25 protein-coding genes are annotated in these 21725 nt (G+C 37.5%); 19 read left to right on the forward strand and 6 right to left on the reverse strand.

From position 1 onward, the window contains the following. The first annotated feature begins 180 nt into the window (after positions 1-180). The 6 genes from typA to HBL79_RS12510 all read left to right on the forward strand — a co-directional run bounded on the left by typA (position 181) and on the right by HBL79_RS12510 (position 5536). On the forward strand, positions 181-2022 hold the full coding sequence (gene typA, locus HBL79_RS08910) for a translational GTPase TypA (RefSeq protein WP_035688803.1): 1842 nt from the start codon (positions 181-183) through the stop codon (positions 2020-2022). A 146-nt stretch (positions 2023-2168) separates the two neighbouring features. Beyond that, complete coding sequence (locus HBL79_RS08915) at positions 2169-2972, forward strand: ABC transporter permease (RefSeq protein ID WP_051128126.1); 804 nt, start codon at positions 2169-2171, stop codon at positions 2970-2972. 15 nt (positions 2973-2987) lie between these two features. Next, positions 2988-3692, forward strand: coding sequence for an ABC transporter ATP-binding protein (locus HBL79_RS08920; RefSeq protein WP_021723793.1), 705 nt, complete (start codon positions 2988-2990; stop codon positions 3690-3692). Positions 3693-3711: 19 nt separating this feature from the next. Continuing rightward, positions 3712-4554 (forward strand): glycosyltransferase family 25 protein, encoded by an 843-nt coding sequence (locus HBL79_RS08925; RefSeq protein WP_035688791.1) that lies wholly within the window; start codon positions 3712-3714, stop codon positions 4552-4554. Next, positions 4551-4943 carry a glycosyltransferase family 2 protein gene (locus HBL79_RS12505; protein WP_052716804.1) on the forward strand — a complete coding sequence of 131 codons (393 nt, stop codon included), beginning with the start codon at positions 4551-4553 and terminating at the stop codon, positions 4941-4943. The genes HBL79_RS08925 and HBL79_RS12505 overlap by 4 nt, the downstream gene beginning before the upstream one ends. Next, a complete protein-coding gene (locus tag HBL79_RS12510) occupies positions 4907-5536 on the forward strand; it encodes a hypothetical protein (protein WP_046097509.1) in 630 nt (209 codons plus the stop codon). Before HBL79_RS12505 ends, HBL79_RS12510 begins: the two co-directional genes overlap by 37 nt. 6 nt (positions 5537-5542) lie before the next feature. Here the strand turns inward: HBL79_RS12510 and HBL79_RS08935 are convergent, their stop codons facing one another. Genes HBL79_RS08935 through gmd form a run of 3 tightly spaced genes read right to left on the reverse strand, consistent with a single transcriptional unit; the run spans position 5543 to position 8602 of the window. Continuing rightward, positions 5543-6499 (reverse strand): glycosyltransferase family 10 domain-containing protein, encoded by a 957-nt coding sequence (locus tag HBL79_RS08935; protein ID WP_052716805.1) that lies wholly within the window; start codon positions 6497-6499, stop codon positions 5543-5545. An 11-nt stretch (positions 6500-6510) separates the two neighbouring features. Then, positions 6511-7473 (reverse strand): GDP-L-fucose synthase, encoded by a 963-nt coding sequence (fcl, locus tag HBL79_RS08940; RefSeq protein ID WP_035688461.1) that lies wholly within the window; start codon positions 7471-7473, stop codon positions 6511-6513. 7 nt (positions 7474-7480) lie between these two features. Next, the gene (gene gmd / locus HBL79_RS08945; protein ID WP_035688460.1) at positions 7481-8602 is read right to left on the reverse strand and encodes a GDP-mannose 4,6-dehydratase; all 1122 of its coding nucleotides are present in this window, start codon (positions 8600-8602) and stop codon (positions 7481-7483) included. Positions 8603-8714: 112 nt separating this feature from the next. Here gmd and HBL79_RS08950 point away from each other — a divergent pair, with 112 nt between their 5' ends. Further along, entirely contained in the window at positions 8715-9803 is a 1089-nt protein-coding gene (locus HBL79_RS08950) for a mannose-1-phosphate guanylyltransferase (RefSeq protein WP_051128114.1), read from the forward strand. A gap of 115 nt (positions 9804-9918) precedes the next feature. Here HBL79_RS08950 and yjgA read toward each other — a convergent pair whose 3' ends face one another. Continuing rightward, the gene (gene yjgA, locus HBL79_RS08955) at positions 9919-10452 is read right to left on the reverse strand and encodes a ribosome biogenesis factor YjgA (RefSeq protein WP_035688459.1); all 534 of its coding nucleotides are present in this window, start codon (positions 10450-10452) and stop codon (positions 9919-9921) included. Between the two features lie 115 nt (positions 10453-10567). Between yjgA and pmbA the strand changes: the two genes are divergently transcribed. Both pmbA and hpt read left to right on the forward strand, forming a co-directional pair. Next, positions 10568-11917, forward strand: a complete 1350-nt coding sequence (gene pmbA, locus HBL79_RS08960; RefSeq protein ID WP_035688457.1) for a metalloprotease PmbA — start codon at positions 10568-10570, stop codon at positions 11915-11917. Positions 11918-12163: 246 nt separating this feature from the next. Continuing rightward, positions 12164-12703 carry a hypoxanthine phosphoribosyltransferase gene (gene hpt / locus HBL79_RS08965; protein ID WP_026138585.1) on the forward strand — a complete coding sequence of 180 codons (540 nt, stop codon included), beginning with the start codon at positions 12164-12166 and terminating at the stop codon, positions 12701-12703. A gap of 36 nt (positions 12704-12739) precedes the next feature. Here hpt and HBL79_RS08970 read toward each other — a convergent pair whose 3' ends face one another. After that, positions 12740-13045: a DUF5339 domain-containing protein gene (locus tag HBL79_RS08970; RefSeq protein WP_035688455.1), complete on the reverse strand. Its 306-nt coding sequence runs from the start codon at positions 13043-13045 to the stop codon at positions 12740-12742. A gap of 420 nt (positions 13046-13465) precedes the next feature. Here HBL79_RS08970 and HBL79_RS08975 point away from each other — a divergent pair, with 420 nt between their 5' ends. Genes HBL79_RS08975 through ybgE form a run of 4 tightly spaced genes read left to right on the forward strand, consistent with a single transcriptional unit; the run spans position 13466 to position 16583 of the window. After that, a complete protein-coding gene (locus tag HBL79_RS08975; protein ID WP_035688453.1) occupies positions 13466-15031 on the forward strand; it encodes a cytochrome ubiquinol oxidase subunit I in 1566 nt (521 codons plus the stop codon). A 14-nt stretch (positions 15032-15045) separates the two neighbouring features. Further along, positions 15046-16182 carry a cytochrome d ubiquinol oxidase subunit II gene (gene cydB / locus HBL79_RS08980; protein ID WP_035688451.1) on the forward strand — a complete coding sequence of 379 codons (1137 nt, stop codon included), beginning with the start codon at positions 15046-15048 and terminating at the stop codon, positions 16180-16182. A gap of 11 nt (positions 16183-16193) precedes the next feature. Continuing rightward, on the forward strand, positions 16194-16292 hold the full coding sequence (locus HBL79_RS08985; protein WP_017806941.1) for a cytochrome bd oxidase small subunit, CydX/CbdX family: 99 nt from the start codon (positions 16194-16196) through the stop codon (positions 16290-16292). 3 nt (positions 16293-16295) lie between these two features. Beyond that, entirely contained in the window at positions 16296-16583 is a 288-nt protein-coding gene (gene ybgE / locus HBL79_RS08990) for a cyd operon protein YbgE (protein WP_046097510.1), read from the forward strand. Here the strand turns inward: ybgE and HBL79_RS08995 are convergent. Continuing rightward, positions 16580-16720: a hypothetical protein gene (locus HBL79_RS08995; protein ID WP_156127783.1), complete on the reverse strand. Its 141-nt coding sequence runs from the start codon at positions 16718-16720 to the stop codon at positions 16580-16582. The genes ybgE and HBL79_RS08995 overlap by 4 nt on opposite strands. A 248-nt stretch (positions 16721-16968) precedes the next feature. On the opposite strand from HBL79_RS08995, the gene ybgC reads away from it, so the two are divergent. The 6 genes from ybgC (at position 16969) to pal (ending at position 21653) form a co-directional block, all read left to right on the forward strand. Further along, a complete protein-coding gene (ybgC, locus tag HBL79_RS09000; RefSeq protein WP_035688449.1) occupies positions 16969-17367 on the forward strand; it encodes a tol-pal system-associated acyl-CoA thioesterase in 399 nt (132 codons plus the stop codon). A 93-nt stretch (positions 17368-17460) separates the two neighbouring features. Further along, positions 17461-18144, forward strand: a complete 684-nt coding sequence (tolQ, locus tag HBL79_RS09005; RefSeq protein WP_035688447.1) for a protein TolQ — start codon at positions 17461-17463, stop codon at positions 18142-18144. A gap of 51 nt (positions 18145-18195) precedes the next feature. Then, on the forward strand, positions 18196-18618 hold the full coding sequence (gene tolR, locus HBL79_RS09010; RefSeq protein WP_035688444.1) for a colicin uptake protein TolR: 423 nt from the start codon (positions 18196-18198) through the stop codon (positions 18616-18618). Positions 18619-18634: 16 nt separating this feature from the next. Then, on the forward strand, positions 18635-19849 hold the full coding sequence (gene tolA / locus HBL79_RS09015; RefSeq protein ID WP_035688442.1) for a cell envelope integrity protein TolA: 1215 nt from the start codon (positions 18635-18637) through the stop codon (positions 19847-19849). A 51-nt stretch (positions 19850-19900) separates the two neighbouring features. Then, positions 19901-21190: a Tol-Pal system beta propeller repeat protein TolB gene (gene tolB / locus HBL79_RS09020; RefSeq protein ID WP_233570698.1), complete on the forward strand. Its 1290-nt coding sequence runs from the start codon at positions 19901-19903 to the stop codon at positions 21188-21190. A 10-nt stretch (positions 21191-21200) separates the two neighbouring features. Continuing rightward, positions 21201-21653, forward strand: coding sequence for a peptidoglycan-associated lipoprotein Pal (gene pal, locus HBL79_RS09025; RefSeq protein ID WP_017806949.1), 453 nt, complete (start codon positions 21201-21203; stop codon positions 21651-21653). Positions 21654-21725: the final 72 nt, after the last annotated feature.

Here is a 21725-nt window from a genome sequence, read left to right on the forward strand (position 1 = left end):
ATAAAATTTTGAACATATCGACCCTTTGAGTAGATAATTTCTAATGCAAGCTTGTCTTCTTCTATAATCATTATTAATAGCGACCATCAGTAAAACGTTGTATAATCTGCGACCTTTCGAGTAGTCTTCGCACAAATGTGCCGACAATTACATTTACACAAATCACAAATTGACAAACAAATGACAGAAACCATTGATATAAATAAATTGCGTAATATCGCAATTATCGCTCACGTTGACCACGGAAAAACCACCCTCGTTGATAAACTTTTACAACAATCTGGCACGCTAGAAGCCAGCCGCTCAGACGCAGACGAACGCGTAATGGATTCCAACGATCTGGAAAAAGAACGCGGTATTACCATTCTGGCAAAAAATACTGCCATTAACTGGAATGACTATCGTATTAATATTGTAGATACCCCAGGACACGCCGACTTCGGCGGGGAAGTTGAACGCGTACTTTCAATGGTGGACAGTGTGCTATTAGTGGTTGATGCCTTTGATGGCCCAATGCCACAAACCCGTTTTGTAACACAAAAAGCCTTTGCACACGGATTAAAACCGATCGTCGTCATTAATAAAGTGGACAGACCAGGTGCGCGCCCTGACTGGGTAGTGGATCAAGTTTTCGATCTTTTCGTCAATCTTGGTGCAACAGACGAACAACTCGACTTCCCAATTATTTACGCTTCTGCATTAAATGGTGTAGCAGGGCTTGAACACGAAGATCTCGCTGAAGATATGACTCCATTATTTGAAGCCATCGTAAAATACGTCGAGCCACCAAAAGTGGAATTAGATGCCCCATTCCAAATGCAAATTTCACAGCTTGATTACAGCAATTATGTAGGCGTAATCGGCATTGGACGCATTAAACGTGGCACAGTAAAACCAAATCAAACCGTTACTATTATTGATAGCGAAGGTAAAACCCGCAACGGTAAAATTGGACAAGTATTGGGGCATTTAGGTTTGCAACGTTACGAAGAAGATCTCGCACAAGCGGGCGATATTGTGGCAATTACAGGCTTAGGCGAACTCAATATTTCCGATACCATTTGCGATATTAACAACGTGGAAGCCTTACCTGCCTTGAGTGTTGATGAACCAACCGTAACCATGTTCTTCTGCGTAAACACCTCACCATTCTGTGGTAAAGAGGGGAAATTTGTTACCTCACGCCAAATTTTAGAGCGTTTAAACAAAGAACTCGTGCATAACGTGGCATTGCGTGTGGAAGAAACGCAAAACCCTGATGAATTCCGCGTTTCAGGACGTGGTGAGCTTCATCTTTCCGTATTAATTGAAAATATGCGTCGTGAAGGCTATGAATTGGCGGTTTCTCGTCCGAAAGTTATTTTTAAAGAAGAAAACGGGCATAAACAAGAGCCGTTCGAGCAAGTTACCATTGATATTGAAGAACAACATCAAGGGGCGGTAATGGAAGCCTTAGGTATCCGCAAAGGAGAAGTGAAAGATATGATCCCTGATGGCAAAGGACGTACCCGTTTAGAATACGTTATCCCAAGCCGTGGATTAATTGGCTTCCGTAATGAATTTATGACGATGACTTCTGGCACAGGGCTACTTTACTCCACATTCAGCCATTATGATGACATAAAACCAGGCGAAATCGGTCAGCGTAAAAATGGCGTGCTGATTTCAAACGGCACTGGCAAAGCACTTGCTTATGCCCTTTGGGGATTACAAGAGCGTGGCAAATTAATGATCGACCACGGCGTAGAAGTGTACGAAGGGCAAATTATTGGTATTCACAGCCGTTCGAACGATTTAACAGTAAACTGTTTACAAGGGAAAAAACTCACCAATATGCGTGCTTCAGGAAAAGACGATGCCATTGCATTAACTCCCCCTGTACGTTTCACCCTTGAACAAGCTATTGAATTTATTGATGACGATGAATTAGTGGAAGTAACCCCAACTTCAGTGCGTATTCGTAAGAAACTACTCACTGAAATGGAACGCAAACGTGCAAATCGCACAACAAGTAATATATAATATTTATATATTCACCGCACCTCAGAGATTTTCTGGGGTGTAACTTCGCTAAAGTTATTTTATTAGACTTATTTATTAATGAGCAAAATAATAGATTTAGACTAAAAAATATCGAAGATATAATATCGATAATAGGCTATAAAAGAATGAAAAACATTACTGAACAATTATCTGAGGCTATAGATGACATTCGGTTGTCCTTAAAAAATAATTATTTTTGGCGTGCTTTAGCTTGGAATGATATCCTTAACCGGTATCGAAGATCGACCTTAGGTCCTTTGTGGATTACGTTAAGTATGGCCATTACTATTGGTGCAATGGCACCTTTGTACGCTTCATTTTTCGGAATGCCGATTAATGATTTCTTCCCTAGACTAGCTTTAGGAATCATTACGTGGGGGTTACTTGCTTCATCGATCAATGAGTTTACAAATACGTTCCAAGAAAGTGCAAATTACTTGAAACAAATAAAAATTTCATTTTCTATTTTTATTTTTAGGGTTATTTATCGACAACTGATTGTTTTCTGCCATAATCTGATTATTTATCCATTAGTAATGTTAATATTTTGGAAGCCTATTAATATTAACTTTCTATTTGTAATACCTGGCATTTTTCTAGTCACTCTAAATTTATTTTGGATTGGCTTATGCCTATCTATATTCTGTGCTAGATTTAGAGATATGTCTCCGATTATCAACAGCATTGTACAGTTGTTGTTTTTTATTACACCAGTTATTTGGGATCCTTCTATGTTATCAGCATCTAAGCAATTACTCGTTCATCTTAACTTCCTAGCTACGCTATTAGATCTAATTAGACAACCTCTATTAGGTGTAATACCATCAACTTTCTATTGGGTAAGTGCTTTATTAACAGCAATTATTGGAAATGGAATTGCTTTACTTATTTTTGCCAAAAAACTTAAACGAATTACTTATTGGTTATAATTAATAGGGGGTGATATGCATATTATTTTAGATAATGTTTCCGTTAGATTTCCTATTTATGATGCCAAACAACGTTCTTTTAAGCAAAGTCTAATAAAAGCAGCCACTGGTGGAAATATAAAAAGGGGAAAAGTACCAGAAGTAGAAGCCTTAAGAAATATTTCCTTCGCATTGAAAGAAGGGCATAGAGTTTCTCTCATCGGACACAATGGCTCTGGTAAGACGACTTTATTACGAGTACTTGCCGGAGTATATGCTCCAATAGAAGGAAAAATTCATATAAAAGGTAAAGTGACATCTCTATTAGACTCAATGCTTGGTATGGATCAAGAAGCTACAGGAATAGAAAACATTAAACTTAGAAGTTTATTTTTAGGGATACACCCAAAAAAAATAAATTCACTTATAGATGATATTATTGAGTTTAGTGAACTTGGTGAGTTTATCCATATGCCAGTTCGAACATATTCGAGTGGAATGATCTTAAGACTCGCATTTTCAATTACAACGAGTATATCTCCTGAAATATTACTAATGGATGAATGGATTAGTGTTGGAGATGAAAAGTTTAAAATGAAAGCGGAAGAACGTTTAAATAAATTTATCAACCAAGCCGGTATTTTAGTTATGGCAACCCATGATAAAAAACTGGCTGAACGGACTTGTTCTACCCATATACATTTAGAACACGGTGAAATCATTAAATCAGACCTTCTTTAACTTATTTTAATTTAAGATAATGAAAAATATTCAATACAAAGGTTTTGTCTTATCCTTACAAAAAGATGAACTTAGAAGAAAAAATTTTTATCAACAAGTGTCGAGCTTAGATAGTAATCATATTCAATTTGAAACTTTCTATGCTATTGATGCTAAAAAAGATGAAGATAAAGCCTATATTGATGAGCATTTTGATTTCGCTAAAGCAAAAAAGTTATATGGTCGTGATGTTAGTTATGGTGAAGCTGCTTGTTCGCTATCTCATATAAAAATATATGAACAAGCACTATCTCAACAATCTTATTTAATTGTTTGTGAAGACGATGCAAAATTCAATAAAGATTTCCCTAAATTAGAAAGGATTCTGAAACAATCTGATTTTGATATTATTATTTTTGGAGAATCCAAAGCCCCATCTTTTAAAGGAAGCCGGAAATATCGATTAGCTTATCCTTTACAATTTAAACCTTATAGGTTCGGAAATTATAAGCTAGGTTGTATTTATAGCTTCTATACTCCTGGTACTGTTGGTTATGCAATCAATGTTAATGCATTGAAATATATCATCCAACTTGTTCAAAAAACTAAAGTTTACTGGCTTGCTGATGATTTTCAAGAAATCATCAATCAAGTTAATGATGAATATAGCTACAAGATATCTATCGCACATCTTTTTCCTCGATTAGTAATAGAAGACTTGAGTATTCAGTCTCATTTGGAAACTGAAAGAGTTCAATTACAAAAACAAATAGCGAATAATAATTTATCCTCATTTGCTTATTTAAAACATAATATATCTCTATTGAAAGCATATCTAAAGAAAAGACATATAGCTTATAATGATGCAAGGAAAACAAAATGAAATTTTCGATTATTATTCCGTTTTATCAAGCTGAACATCATATTTTGGTATCATTGACATCCTGCTTAAACCAAACATACCAAAATTTTGAAGCTATCTTTATAGATGATGGCTCAACGGATAATACTTCATCGATTATTGAAAGCTATATGGCATCTGAGCCGCGTATAAAATTATTCAAACATCCTAAGAATATGGGAACTTTTTGGGCTAGAAAAACGGGTATAGAAGCTGCTACCGGAGAATATATCCTTTTTTTAGATTCCGATGATGAGTTAACAGAAGATGCCTTAGCTTCTTTATTTTCTCACCCTAAATCAGATATTGTTATGTTTCAATATTTAAAAAAAAATTGCTTACAATCTCCAAAAATGATAGGGGGGGGGTAGAAGAGGCCTTACCTTATTTAACTTCTTCTCAAGAAATCACAGATTTCACCAATATTCAATCACATAATGCCCTCTTAACGGCTCTACTACAAAATCGAAATATCATAAATTGGTCCGCCGCTGGAAAACTGTACAATGCAACCTGTTTGAAAAACGCAATCAAAAAATTGGCTTTTATTAATCGTAAATTTATTCTTGCCGAAGATTTGCTTATTTATATGGCTATGTTAATGGAAACAAACAGTTTTTCATTTATAGATAACGTGTTTTATATTTATCATTTCAATCCTTTATCTAGCACTCACGAAGGTAATAGCATCAGCCTTAAAATTAAGCAACTTTCCCTTGCTCAAACCTATCTATTGACCTATCAAAAGCAATTCAAGAATGAAATTACCTCTCAAGATAATAGGCTTATCGAATACTTTCTAGAATGCTCTTTCGTGGAAATTTATACTTACCTTCAAACCACGATAAAAAACAAAGCTAAATTTATTTTCTATTTATCAAAATATTTTCTTTCAATAACTAACGATATGAAGAAACGATTCATTGTTTTTTCATATCGAAAATGTAAACTGTCTAGAAAATAAAAAAGATTATATAAATTTTTTAAAAATTTTCTTGAATATATTATTTGAAGTTGGTTCTTTTATATTCTCAATTTCTTTTAAAAATATACCTACTCGTCCATATTTCGTACGAAAAACAGGCATTCCATTATCAATAATATTATTAAAGAAATTACTTATAATTTCCTCATAATCTAGATAAGGATATCTATTGAGTAAGTTAGCCTTAAGATAACTAGTATATAATTCAGGATCATTATCTACCTTGATAACATAATCAACAGCACGATCTAAGCTATCAAAATCACTAATATCAATAAACGCCTCTGGGTTAAAATCTTTAGCTACTAATCTATTTCCCCAATAGATAGGTACTGTATTCACAATACAAGGTTCTATAATTTTCTCTGTGGTGTACCCACTTACCATACTATTCTCAAAGGCAATATTGAATTTATATCCTTTAATGAATTCTAATTTATCTTTTACTGGTTCTCCTACATTATTTTTATAACCGCCTCCTGAGGCGATTTCTTTATACTGATTGAGTAAATTCCAAAATCGATCTCGAATAGGATCGGCATACAGACTATTACTTACAACGATGCTACAAAATTTTCGTTGAATAAATGACTCTAAATGGGAATCTATATCAGCTTTACTTCTTTCTGCTGCTAGCATTCTAGCCTTTTGTAAATTAAATAAAGGCAATCTCAAATGGCGATTAGAGAACTCTAAGTAATGATATGAAATAGCATAGTCACAAAAATTAAAATTAGGCACATCATTTTCACCACTACAATATAACTTAGTACAATTATTAAACTCGAAATGTTTATTACCAAAGCAAGAATAGATTAATAGATCAGGTTCGCCATTTTCAATAATTTCGATATCTCCTCTTCTAGTCAATATATCAGTGATAATATTATCATAACAATTAAACCCATTCCAAAAATCAACAAATCTTACTTTTATACTCATTTTCTTTCCTGTTATTTTCTATAACTATCCTGATTTAATAAGAACCATTCATATGTTTTCTTTATGCCTACCTCCAATGGCGTTTTATATTTCCAACCTAAATTAGATAAACAAGTGACATCTAATAATTTTCTAGGTGTACCATCAGGTTTACTTGTATCCCAAACAATATCGCCTTGATAACCTATGGTTTTTGCGACTAGCTCTGTTAGATCCCTAATCGAGCAATCTTGCCCTGTTCCTACATTAATATGACTTAACATAGGGCTAGTATGATTTTGATATAAAGACTTATCCAAATTCATCACGAAAATACTCGCCTCAGCCATATCTTCAACATAAAGAAACTCCCGCATTGGTGCGCCCGTTCCCCAAGCCTCTACTATTGGTTTTTTCTGAATCTTAGCTTCATGAAAACGTCGAATCAATGCGGGTAAAACATGGCTACTTTCTAGATGAAAATTATCATAAGGTCCGTATAAATTCGTTGGCATAACGCTACGATAATCTCTACCATATTGCCGGTTATAACTTTCACATAATTTTATTCCTGCAATTTTTGCAATGGCGTAAGGTTCATTCGTTGGCTCTAATCCACCTGTCAATAATTCATTTTCCTTAATCGGTTGATGAGCAAACTTAGGGTAAATACAGCTAGAGCCTAAAAATAATAATTTCTGTACGCCGCATAAATGAGCAGAATGAATAACATTCGCTTCAATCATTAAATTCTCATAAATAAAATCTGCAGGAAAATTATTATTAGCCTGAATTCCTCCTACTTTAGCTGCTGCAAGATAAATTTCATCAATATAATTATCAGAAAAGAATTCTCTAACTTGAAGTTGATTTGTAAAATCAACTTCATTACGTGTACACGTAATGACGCTAATCTCGTTATTCTGCCTAAGGCTCCTATATATTGCGGAACCAACCATTCCATTATGACCAGCAACAAAAACCTTTTTCATCATTACCTCATTAAAGCTCTAAAGATACCGGACATTCAAAACCATTCTTACGCAAAAACGCCACTTTTCTTGCTATTTTCAAATCTTCTTCAACCATTTCTAAACACATTTCTTTGGCACTAATTTGCGGTTCCCAGCCAAGCAGTTCTTTAGCTTTCGTAGCATCCCCCAACAAAGTATCTACTTCTGTAGGTCTAAAATATCTCGGATCTATTTTAATAATGACATCCCCTACATTCACCGCAGGAGATAAGCTAGAATCAACGCCAGAAACAATACCAATTTCATTCACCCCTTCGCCTTCAAACCTTAAAGCAATTCCTAATGCTTGTGCAGCCCATAAAATAAATTCTCTAACACTATATTGTTTTCCTGTTGCGATAACAAAATCTCTAGGCTTATCTTGTTGTAACATCATCCATTGCATCCTAACATAATCTTTTGCGTGTCCCCAATCTCGCAATGAATCTAAATTTCCCATATATAAACAAGAATCTAATCCTTGAGAAATTGCTGCTAGACCTCTTGTAATCTTTCTTGTCACAAAAGTTTCGCCTCTTCTAGGTGATTCATGATTAAATAAAATTCCATTACAAGCATATATACCATATGCTTCTCGATAATTAACTGTAATCCAATAAGCATAAAGTTTTGCAACAGCATAAGGAGAGCGGGGATAAAAAGGCGTGGTTTCTTTTTGTGGTATTTCTTGAACCAAACCATATAATTCAGATGTACTTGCTTGATAAAAGCGAACTTTTTTCTCAAGCCCTAAAAAACGAATTGCTTCAAGCAACCGCAATGTCCCTATAGCATCAACATCTGCCGTATATTTTGGCGATTCAAAACTCACCGCAACGTGGCTCTGGGCCCCTAAATTATAAATCTCATCTGGACATATTTCGGCAATAAGTCGAGTTAAATTAGATGTATCCGTTAAATCGCCATAGTGAAGCTGTAAATTAATATTCTCAATGTGAGGATCCTGATAAATATGATCTATTCTTTGAGTATTAAAGGTTGATGACCGCCGTTTTATTCCATGTACTTCATATCCTTTTTCAAGCAAAAATTCTGCTAAATAACTACCATCTTGTCCCGTAATACCTGTAATTAATGCTTTCTTTTTCATAGAGCCTCATATAATAAAAAGTATATCCTAATTATACACTATTCTTATTCTCCAAAAAGAGGTAAAATAAGGAGAAATATAAGAATAATGCTTTATTGAAGAAATAATTAGAATGGATAGAATGGAACATTCAATCACTCAGATTCAGCCCGTCATTTTATGTGGTGGTGAAGGGAAAAGATTATGGCCCTTATCTACTATGGAAGTGCCTAAGCAATTTCTAGCATTACATAACCAATATACTTTATTTCAAAATACATATTTACGTTTAGAAAATTTAGCACAATCTTCATTAGGTAATGTACTGCCATCTCTCATAATAACAAGTGAAAAACACAGCCCTTTAATTCTCCCGCAATTAATGGAATTAGGGGATTTCATTAAAAATAATCAAGTTATTTTAGAACCTATAGGAAAAAATACCGCACCTGCTCTAACGCTAGCCGCACTCAATGCTAAAGCTAAAAATAATGATCCTATTCTAATTATCTGCCCAGCCGATCATTTAATTATAAATAATGAGAATTTTATACAAGCAGTTAATCAAGCAATTGACTTAGCAAAAGATGATCATATAGTCACTTTAGGCATTCGACCAACTAAGCCGGAAACAGCCTATGGCTATATTCAAGTGCATAAAAAAGCCTCTTCTTACTTTGATGTTCAACAATTCGTAGAAAAACCAAATATTGAACGAGCAAGACAATATTTATCTGCTGGTAACTATTTTTGGAACTCTGGAGTTTTCATTTTAAAAACATCAATCTGGTTGAAAGCAATTCGTCAATTTTGTCCCGGAATATATCATTTTGTTCGTGCTGCATATCAAAATAGAGTCGAGAAAAGCATAGAAAACATTACCTTTATTTATCCAAATCAAGCGGATTTTGAAAAATCTGAATCTCAATCTATCGATTATGCCGTCATAGAAAAATGTATTGAAGCTAATTTTTCTATGAAAATGATCGAATTAACATCTCAATGGGATGATCTCGGATCATTTGAATCAATTTGGAAAATTAGGGATAAAAATAGAGATGGGAATGTGTTAGAAGGGAATATCTTAGTAAAGAATTGTCATAATAACCTTGTTTTATCACAAAACACGAATATTCTTATAGAAAATATTGATGACCTAATTATAGTAGAAACATCAAACGGCATATTAATAAAAAGAATGAATGAGAATAATACAAAATAAACTGTGAAACAGAATTAGCTAAAATCCCCATCCTATTTCTAATTTATTAATAATAAGTTGTAGAAGATCGGCTTGCTCTTCTACATAACCATAATTCAAAATAAATTTTCTATTTCTACTCTTCCATCACTACCACTTTCAAATATTGAAAAATCTCTCGATAAGCTTTGGCTGGTTTTTCTTGGGCTTTTTCTTTTTGTGCAGCACGGATCAAATTGCGTAGATGCTGGCGATCCACAGCGGGGTAATCATTAACCACCGTATTTAAGAGAGCATCGCCTTTGCTGATAAGTTTATCGCGTAAATGTTCTAATTTGTGCAACAAGGCTTGTTGTTGGCTGTGTTTGTTCTCTATTTTGTCTAAGGCTTCTTGGATTGGCTCGACATCAATTTGACGTAGTAATTTGCCTATATACTGTAATTGACGGCGTTTGGCTTCTTTTTGTAAACGTTGTGCCAATGTCACCGCATCGAGAATATTTTCTGCGAGAGGGATTTTCTCTAATTTTGCTGGCGTTAAATTGACTAATTTTTCGCCAAGTTGTTTCAGGGCTTCGGCATCGCGTTTAATTTCGCTTTTGCTGACCCAAATAATTTCTTCTTGTTCTTCCTCTTCCCAGTCAAATTGTTCTTTTCTGCGTTTTGCCATTATTTTTGTCCTAAATCACCATTGAAAGCCTGTAGTTTAGCACAATTTTTGCTGAATTAGCGAGATGAGGAAAAATGGGATAAAATACCGCAAATTTTGATGAGAGGTTAAAAAAATGCAACAAAATCCGACCGCACTTTTAACACAGCAAGAACAAGAATTACGTGAAGCGGTGAGCTATGCCATTGATATTGCAACAAAAGCGGGGGCAAGTGCCGAAGTTGCCGTAACAAAAGTGAATGGGCTTTCTGTTTCTACCCGTTTGCAAGAAATTGAAAATGTGGAATTTAATAATGACGGAGCATTAGGCATTTCCGTTTATTTGGGGCAGCAGAAAGTCAATGCGTCCACCTCTGATCTTCGCCCTGAAGCGATTAAAAATGCTGTCGATGCTGCCTTAACGATTGCAAAATATACTTCACCTGATGATTGTACGGGGCTAGCTGATCGCGAGTTAATGGCGTTTGATGCGCCCGATCTTTCGTTGTATCACCCCGCTGAGATTGACGTGGATCAAGCTGCCGCACTGGCATTGAAAGCAGAAAAAAGTGCGTTAGATTATGATCAACGCATTGTGAATAGCGAGGGGGCAGCGTTTAATTCGCACATCGGCGTGCGAGTGTATGGCAATAGTTATGGAATGTTACAGAGCTATTTGTCTAGCCGTTATTCTCTTTCTTGCTCAATGATCGCGGGAGAGGATAATCAGCTTGAACGCGATTATGAATATACCATTTCCCGCTATCCTGATCAGTTATCCACGCCTGAATGGGTGGGGGAAAATGCGGCGAAGAAAGCCTTATCGCGTTTAAATCCGCAAAAAATTGCCACACAAGAAGTCCCCGTAGTGTTTCTCAATGATGTGGCAACGGGATTGATTAGCCATTTAGCCGCGGCGATCAGCGGTGGCAGTTTGTATCGCAAAGCCAGTTTTTTATTGGATTCTTTGGGACACAAAATTTTGCCTGATTGGTTTCATATTAGCGAACGCCCACATCTAATTGGCAAGCTCGCCTCTTCCCCCTTTGATAGTGAGGGTGTGCGAACAAGGGATATGGAAATCATCGAACAGGGGATTTTGCAAACCTACCTTTTAACCAGTTATAGCGGAAAGAAATTGGGAATGCCAAGCACGGGACACGCGGGCGGGATTCATAATTGGCTAGTTAAGCCAAATTTACAAGGCGGATTGACCGCACTTTTAGAAAAAATGGGAACGGGCTTGCTCGTTACTGATCTAATGGGGCAAGGCGTGAATTTAGTTACGGGGGATTATTCTCGTGGTGCTTCGGGCTTTTGGGTGGAAAACGGGAAAATTCAGTATCCCGTGGCGGAAATTACCATTGCAGGGCAATTACCCGAAATGTTCCAACAAATTGTTGCGGTGGCTGATGATGTGGAGCATCGTTCTAATATTCAAACGGGATCGATTTTACTGGAACGAATGAAAGTATCGGGAAATTAATTCTTGCAAATGAGAATAATTCTTATTGACATTTATTTTTAATTTGCTAGAATGAACGCGTTTGTTAAGTATTACAGAAATGAATCTTCATTTTGAGATGCTCCAAACAAGTAGAGTAGAAAGTAAATTCGTTAGGGTATTTAAAAAGCTGAGACTTAAATCTCAGCTTTTTTTTTGTTACAATCTTGCCGTTTTAAACAAAAATCACACCGCACTTTGTAACGTGTGGCGAAAGGTAAATTAATGATGAAAAAACATTATGTTGATGTGCTTATTTCAGAGCAAGAAGTACGTTCAAGAATTCTTGAATTGGGGAACGAAATCACGGGCTATTACCAACAGCAAAATGTAGAAAAACTCATTGTGGTTGGGCTGTTGCGTGGTTCGTTTATGTTTATGGCGGATCTTGTGCGTGCGATTAATTTGCCTGTGGAAGTGGAATTTATGACCACTGCAAGCTATGGCAGCGGAATGACGACAAATCACGATGTGAAGATCAGCAAAGATCTTGACGGCGATATTAAAAACGAACAAGTGTTGATCATAGAAGACATTATTGATACGGGATACACCTTACAGAAAGTGCGTGAAATCCTCAAATTACGCGATCCTGCATCATTAAGGATCTGTACATTATTAGATAAGCCTTCTCGCCGTGAAGTTGAAGTTCCCGTTGATTGGGTTGGTTTTACGATTCCGGACGAATTTGTAGTAGGCTACGGCATTGATTACGCTCAACGTTATCGAAATTTAAGCTATATTGGTAAAGTCATCCTACAAGAATAGTGCTAAACCAGCTTGTGTTCACCTCACAAGCTGGTTTTACATATCCGTATTTTTATGACCAAGTAGCTTCTCTAGACCAATTTCACAACTTTTAGCCTGTAATTCTTCCCCCATTTCCAAAATCTCTTTTTTGCCTTGCTCAAATTTATTCCTAATTACTCCTAACTGCATATGAGTACCTGGCTGCTTTTCTGCTTCAGTAATAAGATCCTCAATTTCTTGAAAAAATTTTACACATTGTTGTATAGGAGAATGAAAGTGTCCTGATTGCTGTATAGCAAAAAGAGGTTCCCCCAAAAAAAACGACATAATTCCTATTGTTCCAATTAAAAAACGTTTCATATTCAAACGACCTAATTTAACCCAAACATATAAATGCAAATAATGGCAAAATTTTATCTTAAAATCTAGTTCTCAATATTTTTCATTCCAAGAACACATATAAAAATGCTTACTTATCAAAACCAAAGAAAACCATAATTTGATTATGATCAAAAAATAATACAGTAATCCTCTACTCCCATTTTTGATATAAATCTAAAAATGTGATCCATCTTGCATTATTCGCTATTTTTTATCCTCACTTTTAGTAGTAGAATACATAGCGACCTTGAGTTATCTATAATAATTCGCTAACTAAGCAAAAACCGATGAAGATAATTCAATTTCAGTAATAACTTAAAGGAAGACCTTTAAGAAAATTGGGGGATGATTACTTAGTAATCATTAATAAAAAACTTGTAGCATTTACAAGGAGTCGAGATGTTAGACGTTGTTGAACTCTCTAGATTGCAGTTTGCATTAACTGCACTCTATCACTTTTTGTTTGTGCCATTGACTTTAGGGCTATCCTTCATCCTTGTGATTATGGAAACCTTGTATGTGGCAACAGGCAAAGAAATTTATAAAGATATGACAAAATTTTGGGGGAAGTTATTCGGTATTAACTTTGCTCTAGGGGTAACTACTGGGATTACAATGGAATTCCAGTTTGGGACAAACTGGTCGTATTATTCACACTATGTGGGTGACATTTTCGGTGCCCCATTAGCGATTGAAGCCTTATTAGCATTCTTCCTAGAATCAACATTTGTTGGATTGTTCTTCTTTGGTTGGGATCGTTTATCAAAAGGAAAACATTTACTTACAACTTATTGCGTAGCATTTGGTTCAAATCTCTCTGCAATGTGGATTTTAGTAGCCAACGGTTGGATGCAAGCACCAGTGGGATCAGAGTTTAACTTTGAAACAATGCGAATGGAAATGACTAGCTTTATGGATCTTTGGTTAAATCCTGTGGCTCAAAGTAAATTTTTACATACCCTATCCGCTGGTTATGTTTCAGGAGCATTCTTTGTCTTAGCCATTAGTGCTTATTATATTTTGAAAGGTCGTGATATTGGCTTTGCTAAACGCTCTTTCTCTGTCGCTTCCGTATTCGGTATTATCGCTGTCGTTTCTGTGCTAATTATGGGAGATGAATCTGGTTATGAAATCGGTCAAAAACAACCAATGAAATTAGCAGCTATGGAAGGAGAGTGGCACACTGAACCGGCACCTGCTAACTGGAATATGATTGTCGTACCAAATCAAGCGGAAAAACGTAACGATTTTGCCTTACAAATTCCTTATGCCGCTGGTATTATCGTAACCCGTTCTTTAGATAAAACCTTTGCTGGTATTAATGATATTGTTGAAGTAAACGAAAAGCGTGTACGTCAAGGTATTATCGCTTATGATTTACTTGAGAAATTAAGAGCCGAGAAAAAAGCGACTGGGCAGGTAAGCGAAGAGACTAAAGCACAATTCAACGCTGTACGTGGTGACTTAGGTTACGGTTTATTATTAAAACGTTATACCGATAAAGTAGTTGATGCGACAGAATCACAAATTAAGCAAGCAACCTTAGATACTGTACCTAATGTTGGGCCAACATTTTGGGCGTTCCGTGTAATGATGGCAGCAGGTGGCTTAATTCTTATCTTAATGATTGCCGCCGTGGTACAAAATGCGCGTAAAACTGTAGGACGTAGTCGATTATTATTAAAAGCCTTATTATGGGGGCTTCCACTACCTTGGTTTGCCATTGAAAGTGGTTGGTTCTTAGCGGAATATGGTCGTCAGCCTTGGACTATTTACGATATGTTACCAGTTGGTGTGGCAGCATCGAACTTAACCACTGGCGAATTATGGTTCTCAATCGGTCTGATTTGCGCCCTTTATACTATTTTCTTAGTAGTGGAAATGTACTTAATGTTTAAATATGCTCGTCTTGGCCCGAGTGCATTAAAAACAGGCCGTTACTATTTTGAACAATCATCTAAATAATCAGGAGCCTAACTATGATTGATTACGAATTTTTACGTTTTGTTTGGTGGGTTCTCGTTGGTGTATTACTGATTGGCTTCGTAGTAACCGATGGATTTGATATGGGCGTTTTAACACTATTACCATTTGCAGGTAAAAAAGAAGTGGAAAAACGCATTATGATCAACTCAATCGCTCCCCACTGGGACGGAAACCAAGTGTGGTTATTAACTGCTGGCGGTGCAATGTTTGCAGCTTGGCCATTGGTTTATGCAACCTCATTCTCAGGTTTCTTTATTGCAATGATCTTAGTGTTAGCGGCGTTATTCTTCCGTCCAGTGGGCTTAGAATATCGCGCTAAAATCGACAATCCATTATGGCGCAAGCTATGGGATTGGGGCTTATTCATTGGTGGATTTGTGCCATCGGTAGTATTTGGTGTGGCCTTTGGTAACTTATTACAAGGTGTGCCATTCTATTTCAATGATATGCACCAAATTTTCTATACAGGATCATTCTTTGAATTATTAAACCCATTTGCCTTACTTTGCGGCTTAATTAGCTTATCAATGCTCATTACGCAAGGCGGTGCGTGGTTACAATTAAAAACCACTTCAGAATTGCGTGAACGTGCTCGCGTAGTTACTCAAGTGGGTGCAATGGCAACTTTAATCACCTTCGTGTTAGCGGGCATTTGGCTTTATTTCAAAGATGGCTATGTAGTAACCAGCGTGGTTGATCACAATGCACCATCATCACCACTCAATAAACAAGTGGCGATTGAAGCAGGCGCTTGGTTCAAAAATTATTTTGATGCCCCAGTGTTATTCCTCTTCCCAGCTTTAGCCGTTGGCGGTGCGTTATTGAACGTGCTTGCTTCTAAAGCAAATCGCTGTGGTTTTGCCTTCTTATTTTCTTCATTGACAATGGCTGGCGTGATTTTAACTTGCGGCATCGCAATGTTCCCATTTGTAATGCCGTCAAGCTCTCACCCTGATATGAGCCTCTTAATGTGGGATTCAACATCCAGTAAATTAACTCTCACATTAATGTTAGGCTTTGCCTTAGTGTTTGTAGTAATTTTACTGTCTTACACCATTTGGTCATATATCAAAATGTTTGGTCGCTTAGATGGCGATTACATTGAAGAAAATAAAAACTCATTATACTAAGGAGCAACATTATGTTTTATGTTTTATGGGTAGTGGGCGTTTTATTTGCCATTATGCTAAGTGTGGTGGTTACCATCAGTATTGAAAAGACTGGCAAATTTGATGAGTAAAGAATGATCCATCAAGCGTATTCTTTTGTTAATAAGGGCTCGTGGCGAGCCCTTTCATTCATTTTAGCGATTGGCTTAACCCTTTGCTTTTTCTTTAATGTGAATGAGTTTGCCACCGCATTAAGAAGTGCTTCGCCTTACTGGGTAATATTAATTTTGTGGGCAACCGTTATTTTATGGATTCACGGCATAGGCTTTGAAATCAAAGCGACAATTTGGCAATGTCTTTTTTTTCCTTATCTTGGTTATGCCGTCGCCCTTATCGCGTTTGGGCAAAATCTTCTGCGTTAAAATAAATTCGCCAACACAAAAGTGCGGTCAATTTTTGCAAGGTTTTTTCGCAATGAGAAAGCCATCGTATAAAACAGAATTGCCTCTCGTAGATTGGACAATACCACCGCAGCGGGGATTGGGCGATTATTTTGCATAGACGAGTAAATATCATACCCTTTCTACGGCGTATCAATCGCCATTGACAATTTCTACACAATAGCAGTTTTCTGCAAAATCATTGACGAAGCGATAAAATCCTTTTCTTTTATGACCGCACTTTATTGCTTGCTAATCCACCACAAGCACTCTACAATACGCCAATTTTCAACCCTAAAAATCGTCGTTAAAATTCACGATAACACGGAGTTATGTTGAAATCTAACGGCAATAATATTGAGCCATAATGCAAGACAATCTAATGCCCATTCGGGTGTATTATGAAGATACTGATGCAGGCGGTGTGGTGTATCACGCACGCTATTTGCATTTTTTTGAACGTGCAAGAACGGAATATTTACGACAACTCGGCTTTTCGCAACAGCATTTGCTAAATGAACGGAATTACGCCTTTGTTGTCAAAACAATGCAAATTGATTATCGTCTTGCTGCCAAGCTAGATGATTTATTAATGGTGGAAACAACAGTCAGTGGCATCAAAGGGGCAACGATTTTGTTTTCACAACAAATCAAACGAGATAACGTAGTGATTTGCACGGCTGAAGTGAAAGTGGCTTGTGTGGATCTCAGTAAAATGAAACCCGCGGCAATCCCTGAGGAAATCAAAGCCGCATTTAAGGCATAAATTTATTTTCTTTAGTTTTCAAAATGATAGGGGATTTGCTTACCTTATTTTGAACGCTAACGAGGATATATCCGTGTTTTTGGGAGCGATTTAATGACCAGTGAATTAAACTTTTTGGAACTTTTTTTGAAAGCAAGCGTTGTTGTTCAACTTGTAATTGTGATTTTAATTGCCTTTTCGATTATCTCGTGGGCGATCATTATTCAACGTAGCCGTGTATTAAGCAAAGCGTTGAAAGATTCTGCCACCTTTGAAGATCGCTTTTGGTCGGGCGAAGATCTCAACAAATTATATGAAGGGCTGTCTAATCGTCGTGATGGCTTAACGGGCAGCGAGCAAATTTTTTATGTGGGCTTTAAAGAGTTTTCACGCTTGAAAAAAGCGAATCCAGACGTGCCAGAAGCCATTATTCAAGGAAGCTCACGAGCAATGAATTTGGCAATGAACCGCGAAGTAGAAGAAGTCGAAAATCGCATTCCTTTCCTCGCCACCGTGGCTTCACTTAGCCCTTATATCGGCTTATTTGGTACAGTTTGGGGGATTATGCACGCCTTTATGGCATTAAGCGGCGCAAAACAAGCCACCTTGCAAATGGTTGCCCCAGGGATTGCAGAAGCCTTGATCGCAACAGCGATTGGCTTATTTGCTGCCATTCCTGCGGTAATGGCTTACAACCGTTTAAGTTTACGCGTGAATAAACTTGAGCAAAATTATGGCAATTTCATTGACGAATTTACCACAATTTTACACCGTCAAGTTTTTGGCAAACATCAATAAGTTTCGCCGTAAAAGTGCGGTCAGTTTTTAGCAAGTTTTTTAGAGGCAATTATGTCATACCGTCGTAAACGTCGTGATATTAAATCAGAAATCAACATCGTCCCTTTCTTGGACGTTTTGCTGGTTTTAGTGCTTATTTTTATGGCAACCGCCCCCATCATCTCGCAAAGCGTGCAAGTGGAATTGCCCGATGCGGTGGAAAGCCAAAGTGTTTCCAATGAAGATAAAATCCCCGTTATTTTAGAAGTATCGGGCATCGGGCAATATAGCCTTTCCATTAACGGCAAGCGGAGCGAAAACCTCAGCGAAGAGGCAGTTACGCAAATGGCTAAGCAAGAATATGGCAAAGACAGTAATACAATGTTCTTGGTTGGCGGGGCGAAAGATGTGCCTTATGAAGAAGTGATTAAAGCACTGAATTTACTTCATCTAGCAGGGATCAAATCTGTTGGATTAATGACAAACCCAATTTAAGGTAAGTAGGTCTATTGTGCGTAATCATCAACGAAAGAACGATATTGGCTCAATTACCCTTTCTCTTATTCTGCACATTATTTTATTTGGTTTGCTGATATTTGGCTCGCTTTATTACAAAATGGATATAATGGGTGGCGGCGAAGGTGATGGCGAAGCAATCAGTGCCGTAATGGTGAACACGAGTGCAGCGGCTCAAGAATGGGGGCGTTTGCAACAGCAGAAAAAAGGGCAAGCAGAGAAGCCAACTCAGCCGAAACAACAAGAACCCGATCCGCAAGCACAAAAGCAAGCCTTATTGGAAGAGCAGAAACGCCAACAAGAGCTTGCTCGCCAGAAGCACCTTGAGGAACAGCGACAAAAACAAATTGAGCAACAAAAACAGCTTGAAGCTCAGAAGCAACAAGAGCGTCTAGCTGAACAGCAAAAACAACGCGAAGAACAAGCTCGCATTGCTTTAGAAAAGCAGCAGCAAGAAGCCAAAGCCAAACAAGAGGCGGAAGCCGCAAGATTAAAAGCCGAAGCAGAGGCAAAACGCCTAGCCGCACAGGCAAAAAAAGCGGAAGAAGAAGCCAAAGCAAAAGCGGTGGAAGAAGCCAAAAAAGCTCAGCAGAAAGCCGAACAAGAAGCGAAGCTAAAAGCGGAAAAAGCCGCTGCAGAAGCAAAAGCCAAAGCGGAGGCGGAGGCTAACGCAAAAGCGAAAGCCGAAAAAGCAGCCGCAGAGGCGAAAGCCAAAGCCGAGGCAGACGCAAAGGCAAAAGCCGAAGCGAAAGCTAAGGCAGAAAAAGCCAAAGCAGAAGCGAAGGCAAAAGCAGAGGCGGAAAAACGTAAAGCTCAGCAAGCGGCGTTAGATGATTTTCTTAATGGCGGTGATATTGGCGGAAGTGCAACGGTTGGCAGTAATACGAATAATGCAGGCAGTCAAGGTAACGGTGCTGCGTCAGGTGCCGGTGATGGTACCAAAATTGGTGATCGTTATGCAGGCGTGATCAAAAAAGAAATCCAGCGTCGCTTTTTGACAGATCCTAGCTTTAGAGGAAAAGTTTGTCGAATTCGCATTCAACTGGAACGTGATGGTACGATTTCTAACTACCAGCGTGTTTCTGGACCTGATGATATTTGTTCCGCAGCAATGATTGCTGTCGCCAGAACGAAAAAAGTCCCCGCTGCTCCTTCAGAGGCTATTTATAGTAAATATAAAGCACCAATTATTGATTTTGATTGGAAATAATTGGCGTGAATAAGTAAACCTAAGGTGAATTAAATGAAAGTAATCCATAAAATGACAAAATTCATAATGATGGCGTACTTATTATTAGCAAAGGTTGCCGTTGCTGATGATGAAGTTCGTATCGTTATTGATGAAGGAGTGGACAGTGCTCGTCCAATCGCAGTTGTACCATTTAAGTGGAATGGTGTGGATTCAATGCCAACCGATGTAACTGACATTATTTCAGCAGATTTACGCAATAGCGGTAAATTCAATCCGATTTCTGTATCAAAAATGCCACAGCTACCTACTTCGGCTTCAGAGGTCAATCCTGAAGCTTGGTCATCTTTGGGCATTGATGCCATTGTTGTTGGTCAAGTTACACCAAATAGTAATGGGTATAGTATTGCTTACCAGCTTGTTGATACGATTGGTGCTTCGGGCATTTCTGGAGCTGTTTTAGCTCAAAATCAATATGCTGTACCTGCAAGTGCAATCCGTTTTGGTGCTCATACAGTGAGCGATGAAGTATTTGAAAAGCTCACGGGCATTCGGGGAGCATTTAGGACAAAAATTGCCTATATTGTACAAAAAAATGGAGGTTCAAAGCCTTATCAAGTGCGAGTTGCGGATTACGATGGATATAATCAATTTATCGTAACACAAAGTTCACAACCATTAATGTCACCAGCTTGGTCGCCAGATGGCAATAAATTAGCCTATGTTTCTTTTGAAAATCGCAAATCTCAACTCGTGGTGCAAGATTTGCTTTCTGGATCTCGCCGCGTAGTGGCATCTTTCAAAGGGCATAATGGTGCACCTGCTTTCTCTCCTGATGGTTCAAAACTAGCTTTTGCATCCTCAAAAGATGGAACATTGAATATTTATGTAATGGATTTAGCTAGCGGGCAAATTTCGCAATTAACCCGTAGTTCGGGAAACAATACAGAACCTTCTTGGTCACCCGATGGGCAGTCTATCATTTTTACCTCAGATAGAAGCGGTTCTCCGCAAGTATATCAAATGAGTGCTAATGGTAGTGAAGTAATAATATTGAGTGATGGTACACGAACTTATAATGGACAGATTTCTTCTGATGGAAACATATTAATTATGATCTCCGCTGATCATATTATGAAGAAAGACCTTAAAACAGGTGAAACAACAATGCTAAGTTCAACATTTTTAGATGAAACGCCAAGCTTATCGCCTAACGGAACTATGATTATTTATAGTTCTACACAAGGCCTAGGAAAGGTGCTACAATTAGTTTCGGCTGATGGGCGTTTTAAAGCACGTCTACCAGGAAGTGATGGGCAAGTTAAATTTCCAGCTTGGTCCCCATATTTACATAAAAACTAGGAGAAGTTTAATGAAAAACTTTAAAAAATTATTGATTGTAGCTGGTAGTGTTGCTGTATTAGCTGCTTGTAGTTCATCAAAACATACCGAAACTGTTGCTCAAACTTTCGGTGGTTACTCTGTTCAAGATTTACAACAACGTTACAATACCGTTTACTTTGGTTTTGATAAATACAATATCGAAGGCGAATATCAACAAATTTTAGATGCCCACGCCGCTTATTTAACAGCGACTCCAGCATCTAAAGTATTAGTTGAAGGTAATACTGACGAACGTGGTACCCCAGAGTACAACATTGCATTAGGTCAACGTCGTGCCGATGCGGTAGCTAACTACTTATCTGCAAAAGGCGTTCAAGCTACTCAGCTTTCAACTGTTTCTTACGGTGAAGAAAAACCTGCTGAGCTAGGTCACACCGAAGCAGCCTATGCGAAAAACCGTCGTGCGGTACTTGCATACTAATTTCTTATTTTTCCCAAAAACCGAGTTTTAACACTCGGTTTTTTTATATCCATCACCACAATTAGGCTCGAA

This window comes from Avibacterium paragallinarum (assembly GCF_011765605.1).
Classification (GTDB): Bacteria; Pseudomonadota; Gammaproteobacteria; order Enterobacterales; family Pasteurellaceae; genus Avibacterium; species Avibacterium paragallinarum.